Raw genomic sequence first — 10,741 nt, 5'->3', positions numbered from 1 at the left:
GGGGCGGGGGGCTGGGTCATGGCGGCCCAATTCTATGCAGGATGTGCGGGCGCGATGCAAAAGCCGATGCAAAAAACATGTGCAAAAACCCCTGCGTTACCGGGGCTTAGGCAGGAGTGCGCCCGACTGTGGCAATCGTGTTGCGGGGCGTGATTGAAAAGACACTCCACGCCTTGCGGAATCGCAATGATTGCTTGCATGGATTCATCATGTCGGGAATATGGCACCATGGGGCGTTCGTGTTGGTCCGCGGACATGACACGGGGACAGGACACGGGTGATCCGGTTTTCGGGGCGCGCGCGCGGGTATCGCCAGCAGCGCCACGGGCCCATTGCGTACGCAGGTCGGGGAAGGAAAAAGACATGAAGTTCGTCATTGCGGTCATCAAGCCGTTCAAGCTTGATGAGGTCAGGGAGGCGCTTTCCTTGATCGGCGTCGATGCCCTGACCGCGACCGAGGTCAAGGGATATGGTCGGCAGAAGGGCCAGACCGAGATCTATCGCGGGGCGGAATACAACATCCAGTTCCTGCCGAAGATCAAGCTGGAGATCGCCGTTCCCGACGCCGTGGCCGACCGCGTGATGGAAGTGATCCAGGCCGCGGCCAATACCGGCAAGATTGGCGATGGAAAGATTTTTGTCCTCGATCTGGAAAAGGCCATGCGGATCAGGACCCAGGAAACGGGAGAAAACGCGCTGTGAACAAGATGACCGCCGCGCTGCTGCGCGGGTGTGCCCCGGTGGCGGCCTTTGCCGTGGCGATGGGGGGTGCGTCCGCCCTTGCCGCCGATGCCGCGCCCACCCCGCCCGCCATCGATACCGGTGACACGGCATGGATGCTGGTCAGCACCGCGCTGGTGCTGATGATGACGATCCCGGGTCTTGGCCTGTTCTATGCCGGCATGGTGCGCAAGAAGAACGTGCTGGCGACGCTGATGCAGTCGTTCGCGATCTGCTGCATCATGACGGTGGTGTGGATGGTCGTGGGTTACAGCCTGACCTTCACGTCGGGCAATGCGTTCATCGGCGGCCTGTCGCGCGTGATGCTCAACGGCATGGGGGCCGGGATTTCCAAGGGGTCCGACGTCGCGTTCACCATGGCGGCGGGCACGCCTGCGGCCACGACCATGACCATCCCCGAAAGCGTGTGGATGACGTTCCAGATGACGTTCGCCATCATCACGCCCGCCCTGATTGCCGGTGCGTTCGCCGAACGCATGAAGTTCAGCGCGCTGTGTGTCTTTACCATCGTGTGGTCGCTGCTGGTGTACGTGCCGGTCGCGCACTGGGTCTGGGGGCCGGACGGATGGGTCGCGGCAAGGATCGGGGCCATCGACTTTGCCGGTGGGACGGTCGTGCACATCAATGCCGGTATCGCGGGCCTGGTCGCCGCCCTGGTGATCGGGCGGCGCAAGGGGTACGGGCATGACGACATGTCGCCGTACAACCTGACCTACGCCATCATTGGCGCGTCCCTGCTGTGGGTTGGCTGGTTCGGGTTCAATGCCGGGTCCGCCGGCGGGGCGAACGGGCGCGCGGGCATGGCAATGGCCACGACCCAGATCGCCGCCGCCGCCGCCGGTGTCGCATGGATGTGCGCCGAATGGGTCAAGACCGGCAAGCCGACGGTGCTGGGCATCATTTCCGGCGCGGTCGGTGGCCTTGTGGCGATTACGCCGGCGGCGGGTTTCGTCCTGCCGGGCGGTGCGCTGGCGATCGGGCTTGTGGCCGGTGTCGTGTGTTTCTGGGGGGCCACCGGCCTGAAGCACATGATGGGATATGACGACAGCCTCGACGCATTTGGCGTGCATGGCATCGGCGGGATCGTCGGCGCGCTGCTGACGGGGGTGTTCGCCTATGGCCCGCTGTCGGCCACCGACGCCAGCCCCGAGGGCGTCAGCGGTTCATTCGCGCAGTTCCTGGCGCAGGCGGAATCGGTGGGTGTCACCATCGTCTGGTGCGCGGTGCTGACGTTCGTGATCCTCAAGGCGGTGGACCTGACGATCGGCCTGCGTGTCACCCCGGACGAGGAGATGGAAGGTCTCGACATGGCGCTGCATGGGGAGCGCATCAATTCCTGATCCCCGGCCTGTCCGGTAAGATGTGAATGAAGGAAGGCGGGGCATGTCCCCGCCTTTTTTCATGTCCCGCGCCCGGCCATATTGCGCCCGCGGAATGTTGCGTATGCGCAATATGGTATGTGATGATTTTGACACATACCCTGCCGAATGTTACGGATGAAAGAGTGTTCCGAAATGTGGATAAATCCTAAACATCCATACGGAATCTATAATTAAGGCGGCAGCGGGGGCAGCTTCATGGGAAAGGCCGGGACGGGCACGCGGGCGTTGCGTGCAGGCATTGGCTGTATCATCGCGGTGGGGGCGGGCCTGCTGGTGGACATGCGCCCGGCCCATGCGCAGGTGTCCGTGTTCAAAAGCATGGAAAAAAGCGATTCCGCCTTTGCGCGCTGGCTGTCGGGCATCACCCTGACCGGGCAGGTCGAGGGCGGCATCATGGCCAACCCCGCGCGGCCACAGCCCGGCTACAACTTTGGCGACTTCTTTGCCGACCATGCCAACCAGGTGCAGCTCAACCAGGCGGAGTTCACCCTGCAGAAGGCCATCGACCCGTCGCGTGGCGGCTACCAGGTCGGTTTCACGCTGGAGGGCATGTACGGGTCCGATGCGCGCTATTACCAGATCCTTGGCGTCAGCGCGCATGAATGGAATGCGCGCTACCAGTTGATCCCCGCGCAGGCCCATGCCGATGTCCACCTGCCATGGGCGACGAAGGGGGGGCTGGACATGCATGCCGGCATCCTGCAGGCCCCGATGGGGGTGGAGACGCTCGACCCCACGACGCGGCCGTTCTATACGCTGGCCTATACCTCTGAATATTCCGTCCCCTTCCAGCATATCGGTGCGATGTTCAACTGGCATGTCACCGATATGCTGGACGTGACGTTCGGGATTGATACCGGCAACCAGACCTCCTTTGGCCGGTCGGACAACAACAACGCCCCTGCCGGGTATTTCGGGTTCAACCTGAACAACCTTGCGCACGGGAAGCTCAATATCGTCGAACTCAGCCGCGTGGGGCCGGAAAACTCGCGCTATTCCTCCGCCGGGGGACGGCATGAGGCGGATAATGCCGAACGGTTCTGGAACGACATCAACGCCGTCTATGCCGTCAATGACCGCCTGACCCTGACGGCGGAGTTCAACTACATCCATGACCAGGGGCTGAACGGCATCCGCGCGAACGGCAATTTCAAGGCCGCTGATGCCGAAAGCTTCGTCAGTTTCCTCAGCTACAAGGTCAACAAGGTCCTGACCTTCAACTATCGCGGGGAAATCTATCGCGACAACAACAACCTGATGGTCGCGACCTTCATCGGCAACAATTCCTACATGGATGGCATTTCCGGCCGCACCACCCCGGCCGACGCGCTGATGCCCGGCCCGAGCGGGCATGGCACGACCTATGGCGAAATGACGCTGGGTGTGACGTACAAGCCCGATATCGGCCACCATGTGCGCGTGTTCATGCTGCGCCCCGAAATCCGCTTTGACCGCTCGCTCAACGGCACGACACCGTTCAATGGCGGGCGCAACAATGGCATGTTCACCTTTGGCGGGGATGCGGTGATCGGGTTCTGAGGGGTATTCCGGCGTGCGGGGGAGTCGGTGCGTGAGAGACCCGGGCTCTGCCCGGACCCGGCAGGGAGCGCGCTCCCTGCACCCTGATTCGTTAAAAGTCATGGTTTCCAAAGGGCGAGCCCTTTGGTGGGGGTTCGGGGGCGAAGCCCCTGAGCGTGCGAGGCCGTTGGTGCCATGCAACACCCGGGCTCTGCCCGGACCCGGCAGGGATCGCGATCCCTGCACCCTGATTCGTTTATAAAGTCATGGTTTCCAAAGGGCAGGCCCTTTGGCGGGGTGCAGGGGCAGCGCCCCTGCGTGGCTTCAGCGCTTCATCGCCTTGAACCGGCGGGTCTGTTCCGTCAGGGCGACCTCGACCGGCAGGCGTTCCATGCTCGATGCGCCATAGAAGCCGTGGCAGTCGGGGCAGTTGTCCAGCACCTTCTGCGCGTCGTCGGGCATGGCGATCGGGCCGCCATGGCACAGCAGCATGACATCGGGACGGATGGAGCGCGCGGCCTCCGAAATCTCGTTGATGAGGGTGATCGAATCTTCCAGCGTCATGGTCGTGCCCGCGCCGATCGCCCCGCCGGAGGTCAGGCCCATATGCGCCACCAGCACGTCGGCCCCGGCCTTTGTCATGTCGCGCGCCTGCTCCGCGTCGAAGACGTAGGGCGTGGTCAGCAGGTCCTTCTTGCGCGCGCGGGCGACGACATCGACCTCCAGCGCGTAGCTCATGCCGGTTTCCTCAAGGTTGCGGCGGAAATTCCCGTCGATCAGCCCCACGGTGGGAAAGTTCTGGATGCCCGAAAACCCGACCCGCTTCACATCGTCGAGGAACACGTCGAAATCGACAAACGGGTCGGTGCCGCACACACCGGCCAGGACGGGGGTGTGGGGCACCACGGGCAGGACCTCGCGCGCCATGTCCATGACGATCTGGTTGGCATTGCCATAGGCCAGCACCCCCGCCAGCGACCCACGCCCCGCCATGCGGTACCGTCCGGAATTGTAGATGACGATCAGGTCGATCCCGCCCGCCGCCTCGCACTTGGCGGACAGGCCGGTGCCGGCGCCACCACCGATGATAGGATGTTTGTCGGCGATCATCGTGCGGAATTTCGCCAGTATCTCTGCGCGTGGAATCGAAGGCATCAGGTGTTTTCTCCGTTAAAGAGGCTGCGGAACGTGGCGGCGAGTGTATCGGCAAACGCCGCGTCATTCACCCCATAAGGCAGCGGAATCAGCCGGCGGCGCGGTGTCTGTTCCACCGTGCGCTCCAGCGCTTCGAACAGGGCATGGTCCGCCTGCGGGTCATAGAACGGCTCCCCCATGCGGTCGAGCAGGGAGAAGCCGCCTTCGGGCAGGAAGAAGCGCACCTCCCCCCGGCACTGGTTCAGCCGGTCGCCAATCCATTCCCCGATCGCGCGACATTCCGCGACCGAGGTGCGCATCAGCGTGATCTGCGGGTTGTGTTCCACCAGGCGGCGGTTGCGGTAATGGGCGGGCACGGTGTCGGGCGCGCCGAAATTGACCATGTCCAGCGCACCGCAACTGCCGACATAGGGCACGCCGGTACGGATGGCCGCCCCCAGCCGGTCGTCGTCGCAGGGGAAGATCCCGCCCGAAAGGTAGTCGCAGATCTCGGTCGTGGTGACATCGATGATGCCCGCCAGCAGCCCGGAATCGGCCATGCGTTCCATCGCGCGCCCGCCGGTGCCGGTGGCGTGGAACACCATGCAGTCGAACGTGTCGTCAAGGTCGCTGACGATACGTTCCACGCACGGCGTCGTCACACCGAACATCGTCAGCCCCACGGCCGGGCGCGGGTCATGCAGGGCGGGGGGCAGGTGGCTGGCCATGCCCGCCATGGCGTTGGCGGCGTTGGCGAGGATGCGGCGCGACAGGCGGTTCAGCCCCTCCATGTCCGTCACGGAATAGACCATGGCAATGTCCGACCCGCCGACATAGGGCGCGACATTGCCCGACGCGACGGTGGAGACCATCATTTTCGGCAGGCCCAGCGGCAGCGCCTGCAACGCGGGCGCGACCAGCGCGGTGCCCCCCGACCCGCCGATTCCCAGCACGCCGGAGATGTCGTTGCGCGCGCACAGGAAATGGCGCAGCGCGGTGGCCATCGCGGCGATGGAGGGGCCACGCCTGCGGGTGAACACCGCCTGCGTGCCATCGGGATGGGCGGCGGCAACGGTGGTGGGGGGGATCGTGTCGGCGTCGTCGGGGCCGGGCGCGCGATGGGCGGTGCTGACATCGACGATGACGGCGGGCACGCCCTGCCCGGTGATGAGGTCATGGACATAGCGCAGTTCCACGGCCTTGGTGTCGCATGTGCCGACTATATATACACGTCCCACGTTGCTCTCCCCTTCCTGCCCGGGGCAGAATTTGCGTCCGCGACACAGGGGCGCAAGCCCCGTGGCCGCCCGGCGGGGACACGCTTGCGTGAACAGGGGCGCAGGCAATACTATGTCATGGAAAAGCCGCTTTTCCGCGCCTTTTACGCGTCCGGGACATAGGCCAGCGGTGGCTGGCGCGGCCCGCTGCGCTGATAGGTGTTGAGGAAGACGCGCACGGCCGAACGCGCGACGAAATCGATATAGGCGGGGCTGGTGTCAACCGGAAGCTGCATGCGCGCGCGCCCCGCGATGTGCGTCTGGCACAGGGCATAGAACTGCTCCGCCGCGAATGTCGGGTCGGGCACGTCGAGAAGTTCGCTCTGCGGCGCGCGGGTGAGCCATGCGGCAAGGATGCTGGTGGCCTGCTGCGGCCCGTTGGCCCAGAAGGTCTTGGCCAGTTCGGGAAAGGTCGCCGCCTCCGACACGATCACGCGGTTGAGCATCAGCGACAGCGGCGAGGTGATGAGTTCGATCAGCGCGCGCGCGACATGTTCGAGCGAGTCCGCCATCGTCGCCCCCTCGTCGATGCGGCGGAACATCAGCGGCAGCTTTTCACGGGTGCACTGTTCGATGAAGGCGCAGAACAGGACGGCCTTGCTGTCGAAATAGTTGTAGAGTGTCCCCTTCGACACGCCCGCGTCGCGCGCGATGCACGACATGCTCGCACCTTCATACCCGTGTTCGGCAAAGATCCGCGCCGCCCCTTCAAGGATCTGCGCGCGCTTGGCCGGGGAGGTGCCCGTCGCGGCGGAGGGGACCTGCGCCTTGTCCTTGTCGGGGAAGGGGGGCGTTGCAGCCATCAGACGTGTCCTGACCTTTTTGTCCGTTAGTTTCGATTGACCCGATGCATAAAGCGGATAGGTTATGGACCTGACCGAACTGATCGGTCAATGGAAGATGATATCGCGCAACCGTTGCGTACGAACAGGTTTATCGTATTGGCGACAGTGACAACAGGGGGCCGCGTTGGTGGTTAGGGGATTTTCATGGCGCACCGCCGTGGTCGGGTTGTCGGTGGTTACGGCAGGGTGTGCCGTTGGCCCCAATTTCCATAAGCCTACCCCCTGGACGCCAAAGAAATATGGCGGCCCGACCAACATGCACACCGAGACGAAGGCAGGCGAAAAACCCGTCGCCAGCCAGGTGACATCCGACACGCCGGACCCGGCATGGTGGGACTGCTTCCACGATCCCGTCCTGTCGGAACTTGAACGCAGGGTGGCCACCGACAACCTCGATGTCCGGCGCTTTGCCTACCGCATGGCCGAAAGCCGCGCGGAACTGCGCATCGCGGGGGCCGAACGCTTCCCCGCCATGTCGGCAAGCGGGTCGTACGCGCGCCAGCAGTACAGCACCAAGATGCTGCAGCGCATCGTCACCGACATCGAGCAGGAACACCCCGAGGCCATGGGCATCGCCCCGCCGCCGGGGCAGGCGAAGATCCCGCTGTTCAACCAGTGGCGCGACAGCATCGACGCCACGTGGGAGGTGGACCTGTGGGGCCGTGTGCGCCGCCAGTACGAGGCCGCGGCCGCATCGGCGCAGGTCACGCAGGAAGCGCGGCGCGGCATGCTGATCTCGCGCGAGGCGGAGGTCGCGCGCGATTACATGGACCTGCGCGCGACGCAGGAACAGTTGCGCATCGTCATGGAAAACCGCGACGTGGCGCAGCGCATGCTCGACCTGAACCAGGACCGCTACACCCACGGCATGAGCAGCGATTTCGATGTGGAACGCGCCCGCGCCCAGCTTGAGGGCACGCTGGCGCGCATGCCGCAGCTTGAACAGCAACTGGCCCAGCAGGTCAACGCGCTGAGTATGCTGCTGGGTGAACCGCCGCGCGCCCTGTCGGACAAACTTCTGGTGGCGTCGGCCATCCCGCCGGTGCCGCCTGCCGTGCCGATTGGCGTGCCCTCCGAACTGGCGCGGCGCAGGCCCGACATCCGCCGCGCCGAAGCCAACCTGCACGCCGCCACCGCGGAGGTGGGCGAAGCCGTGGCCGAGTTCTATCCCCGCGTGACGATCAATGCCGGCTTCGGCTTCGAATCCCTGTCGTTCCGCGACATGGGGTTCTGGAACGCCAAGGCATGGAATGTCGGCCCGTCGATCACCCTGCCGCTGTTCCAGGGCGGACGCCTGCGCGGGCAGCTTGAACTGCGCAAGTCCGCGCAGAAGGAGGCGGCGCTCGCCTATCAGCAGACGGTGCTTCAGGCATGGCATGACGTGGACAACGCGCTGACCGCCTATACGGATGAACAGCGGCATCATGATTTCCTCGCAGCCCAGGTGGCGGCGAACGCAGCGTCGCTGAAGCTGGCGCAGGACCAGTACGGGCAGGGGCTTGTGACCTACCTGTCGGTGCTCGATGCGCAGCGCCAGCTTCTGTCGTCGCAATCCGACCTGACCAGCAGCACGGCGACGATTTCGGCCAATCTGGTGCGGCTGTACAACGCCCTTGGCGGCGGGTGGGAGACGACCTATCCCGAACCCGTGCCCAGGGGGAAGAAGGCAGCGCCCCGCGCCACCGCCGCCTCCGCCACCCCTGCCGCAGGGAAGGCGGCATAGGGGAAAAGACCCGAAAACGTGCGGAAATGCTTGGCGCGGCCAGACGACGCCTGATATAAGCCGCGCGGTTCCGCCATGCCGGTCCCGACGCGGGGGCCGCAGCCATGCCGGAGCCGAGGTGCAGGGACCAGTTTGATATGCTTACATTGCCACCCGATTATCATCCCTCGGAATCCGAGGAATTCATGAATCCCCTCCAGGTGGAATATTTCCGTCACAAGCTGTTACGCTGGCGCGGCGAGCTTCTGAAGGAAGCGGACGAGACATTGGCCAGCCTGTCCGAAGGCGGCATTCACGAAGCCGACATCACCGACCGCGCCAGCGTGGAAACCGACCGTGCGCTGGAACTGCGCACCCGTGACCGCGCGCGCAAGCTGATCACCAAGATCAACCAGGCGCTGCAGCGGATCGAGGCGGGGACCTATGGTTATTGCGAGGAAACGGGCGAACCGATCGGCCTGAAACGGCTGGAGGCGCGCCCCATCGCCACCCTGTCGATCGAGGCGCAGGAACGCCACGAACGCATGGAAAAGATCCACCGCGACGACTGATGATGCCTTTTTCCGCCCCGCGTTGGCACAGGATGCATAAAATCCCATGAAAAGGGGTTGCAACGCAGGGCGGGAAAAGCTACCAACCGCCCACGGCGTCGCTGCTGTAGCTCAGTGGTAGAGCACTCCCTTGGTAAGGGAGAGGTCGACAGTTCAATCCTGTCCAGCAGCACCATGATTCCCTTGTCTGAATGACCATAAAACAGCCATTTATGGCGGGTCTCTGGCAATTCGCTCATCCATGGAAAATCTCTGGCCGTTCGCTTTCGTCCATCTTGATGCGATGCCGATCCCCTTGGTTCCGTGGAAAAACCGTGGAGTGATTTCCGGTTCTATCGTGAGATAAGCGGATCCGTGTGCTGAAAATCCGCGGACACGACATCGGGATAATTCACCAAACGTTTTCGGGCGTCGCCTACACCTTTTCCTTGTCCGGTCGCGCCTGCGCCTCCCTGCGCTGTTCCATCTCCGCCGTGATGAGGCTGAGTGCATGGCGGGCGGCGTTTTCGTTGCCGTGGGTGAAATCCGCACGGCACAGGTCACGTATGGTGGTGGAAAATCGGGCGTCCTCGTCCACGGCGGCAAAGCGCTGCACCGCGTCGGTAATCAGGCGTGACAGGGGCATGCGGGGCCGCACCTCCATCCCCAGCCATTCATGGATATAGAACACGGCCTGTTGCAGGTCCGCCGTCCCGTCATGCGTGCTGGCGCGCCACCCATGCCAGACGCACCGCACCGCATTGCCAAGGCAGAAGGACATGTGACGCGCGATGTCGATACACGCCACCCCCGACGGGTGCCGGTACGGGACGGGAAAAGCCGCGTCAGGAGCAGGATGGTCGGCCACAGGACAGTTTCCTTGTTGTTTTGTCCTGCATTGTGCCGGATCGGGACAATCCGCGCTTATGCCAGTTGTGCGAACGCGTCATGCGCCAAAGCTTCATGCAATCGTCACACCGCCATCATGGGGTGCCTGCTATGGAACCGGTGCCCGCGCTGATGCGGGTGACAGCCAGAGGTGTCCGGATCATGAAAGCGAAATCCGATTGCCCCCCGAAACCCACCCGCGATCCCCACGAGGAATGGCGACTGGCCCTGATCCACGCATGGAAAAACCGGCGGGGGTATACCCGTCCGACCGACATGGCCTGCCGCAGTCCCGATGAAGATTTCATCCTCGACGAATTCTGACACTGGCTGACGCGCGACGCGGCGGCAGGGGCGGGGCCGCGCACCCGTGGTCCCGCCCTTCGTGCCCCGGTCCCGGCATGTTGCCTCCCGGCGGGCCTTACTGCTGCTCCGCCGTGCCGGGCGAGGACGGTGTGGACGGGGTGGTGGAATGATATTTCGAGTGCTGGTGCCCGTGCCACGTCTTGCCGTTATGAATCGGTGCCTGCGTCTGTGCCCCCGTTTCCCCGGTGCCTGAATTGGGGGGAGGCTGGGTCCCGGGCTGTTCGGTGACGGTGCGCGGGTTGTTCCACAGCTTGTCCGACGGATTGACCCGGTTCCCCGTGCTGTCCGTGGCGGAGGGCGGGTTGCGGCCCACTTCCGATGCGGCGGAATTCGCCGT

Annotated in this window: 11 protein-coding genes and 1 tRNA gene; 7 read left to right on the top strand and 5 right to left on the bottom strand. The window is 64.2% G+C overall.

Annotated features, from left to right (window positions below; genetic code table 11):
* Positions 1 to 363: 363 nt before the first annotated feature.
* The 3 genes from HNH97_RS04155 to HNH97_RS04145 all read left to right on the top strand — a co-directional run bounded on the left by HNH97_RS04155 (position 364) and on the right by HNH97_RS04145 (position 3,662).
* Complete coding sequence (locus HNH97_RS04155) at positions 364 to 702, top strand: P-II family nitrogen regulator (RefSeq protein ID WP_171789971.1); 339 nt, start codon at positions 364 to 366, stop codon at positions 700 to 702.
* Positions 703 to 761: 59 nt separating this feature from the next.
* Complete coding sequence (locus HNH97_RS04150) at positions 762 to 2,081, top strand: ammonium transporter (protein ID WP_261310239.1); 1,320 nt, start codon at positions 762 to 764, stop codon at positions 2,079 to 2,081.
* Between the two features lie 321 nt (positions 2,082 to 2,402).
* A complete protein-coding gene (locus tag HNH97_RS04145) occupies positions 2,403 to 3,662 on the top strand; it encodes an outer membrane beta-barrel protein (RefSeq protein WP_390669794.1) in 1,260 nt (419 codons plus the stop codon).
* Between the two features lie 303 nt (positions 3,663 to 3,965).
* On the opposite strand, the gene HNH97_RS04140 is transcribed toward HNH97_RS04145, so the two are convergent.
* From HNH97_RS04140 to HNH97_RS04130, 3 genes are all read right to left on the bottom strand, one after another.
* Positions 3,966 to 4,796 (bottom strand): phosphoenolpyruvate hydrolase family protein, encoded by an 831-nt coding sequence (locus HNH97_RS04140; protein ID WP_171789970.1) that lies wholly within the window; start codon positions 4,794 to 4,796, stop codon positions 3,966 to 3,968.
* On the bottom strand, positions 4,796 to 6,013 hold the full coding sequence (locus HNH97_RS04135; protein WP_171789969.1) for a Tm-1-like ATP-binding domain-containing protein: 1,218 nt from the start codon (positions 6,011 to 6,013) through the stop codon (positions 4,796 to 4,798). Before HNH97_RS04135 ends, HNH97_RS04140 begins: the two co-directional genes overlap by 1 nt.
* Before the next feature lie 143 nt (positions 6,014 to 6,156).
* Positions 6,157 to 6,855: a TetR/AcrR family transcriptional regulator gene (locus tag HNH97_RS04130; protein WP_171789968.1), complete on the bottom strand. Its 699-nt coding sequence runs from the start codon at positions 6,853 to 6,855 to the stop codon at positions 6,157 to 6,159.
* A gap of 166 nt (positions 6,856 to 7,021) precedes the next feature.
* On the opposite strand from HNH97_RS04130, the gene HNH97_RS04125 reads away from it, so the two are divergent.
* From HNH97_RS04125 to HNH97_RS04115, 3 genes are all read left to right on the top strand, one after another.
* Positions 7,022 to 8,620 (top strand): efflux transporter outer membrane subunit, encoded by a 1,599-nt coding sequence (locus tag HNH97_RS04125; protein WP_171789967.1) that lies wholly within the window; start codon positions 7,022 to 7,024, stop codon positions 8,618 to 8,620.
* A gap of 137 nt (positions 8,621 to 8,757) precedes the next feature.
* Positions 8,758 to 9,171 (top strand): RNA polymerase-binding protein DksA, encoded by a 414-nt coding sequence (gene dksA / locus HNH97_RS04120; protein WP_003621930.1) that lies wholly within the window; start codon positions 8,758 to 8,760, stop codon positions 9,169 to 9,171.
* A 100-nt stretch (positions 9,172 to 9,271) separates the two neighbouring features.
* Positions 9,272 to 9,346: transfer RNA gene (locus HNH97_RS04115), tRNA-Thr, on the top strand.
* Between the two features lie 240 nt (positions 9,347 to 9,586).
* Here HNH97_RS04115 and HNH97_RS17710 read toward each other — a convergent pair.
* Positions 9,587 to 10,018, bottom strand: coding sequence for a hypothetical protein (locus HNH97_RS17710; protein ID WP_216657517.1), 432 nt, complete (start codon positions 10,016 to 10,018; stop codon positions 9,587 to 9,589).
* Between the two features lie 182 nt (positions 10,019 to 10,200).
* Between HNH97_RS17710 and HNH97_RS04105 the strand changes: the two genes are divergently transcribed.
* A complete protein-coding gene (locus tag HNH97_RS04105; protein ID WP_167400305.1) occupies positions 10,201 to 10,362 on the top strand; it encodes a hypothetical protein in 162 nt (53 codons plus the stop codon).
* Positions 10,363 to 10,459: 97 nt separating this feature from the next.
* On the opposite strand, the gene HNH97_RS04100 is transcribed toward HNH97_RS04105, so the two are convergent.
* Positions 10,460 to 10,741: hypothetical protein (locus tag HNH97_RS04100; protein WP_171789966.1), on the bottom strand; the 282-nt coding region annotated here is incomplete at its 5' end.

Origin of the sequence: Gluconacetobacter entanii (assembly GCF_013155425.1) — a bacterium.
GTDB lineage: Bacteria > Pseudomonadota > Alphaproteobacteria > Acetobacterales > Acetobacteraceae > Novacetimonas > Novacetimonas entanii.
This window is presented reverse-complemented; position numbering and strand designations above follow the sequence as displayed.

What these genes read in the sequence shown, in the direction of transcription:
- HNH97_RS04155 (WP_171789971.1), top strand. Translation starts at nt 364, where the DNA reads ATGAAGTTCGTCATTGCGGTCATCAAGCCGTTCAAGCTTGATGAGGTC.
- HNH97_RS04150 (WP_261310239.1), top strand. Translation starts at nt 762, where the DNA reads ATGGGGGGTGCGTCCGCCCTTGCCGCCGATGCCGCGCCCACCCCGCCC.
- HNH97_RS04145 (WP_390669794.1), top strand. Translation starts at nt 2,403, where the DNA reads ATGCGCCCGGCCCATGCGCAGGTGTCCGTGTTCAAAAGCATGGAAAAA.
- HNH97_RS04140 (WP_171789970.1), bottom strand. Translation starts at nt 4,796, where the DNA reads ATGCCTTCGATTCCACGCGCAGAGATACTGGCGAAATTCCGCACGATG.
- HNH97_RS04130 (WP_171789968.1), bottom strand. Translation starts at nt 6,855, where the DNA reads ATGGCTGCAACGCCCCCCTTCCCCGACAAGGACAAGGCGCAGGTCCCC.
- dksA (WP_003621930.1), top strand. Translation starts at nt 8,758, where the DNA reads ATGCTTACATTGCCACCCGATTATCATCCCTCGGAATCCGAGGAATTC.
- HNH97_RS04105 (WP_167400305.1), top strand. Translation starts at nt 10,201, where the DNA reads ATGAAAGCGAAATCCGATTGCCCCCCGAAACCCACCCGCGATCCCCAC.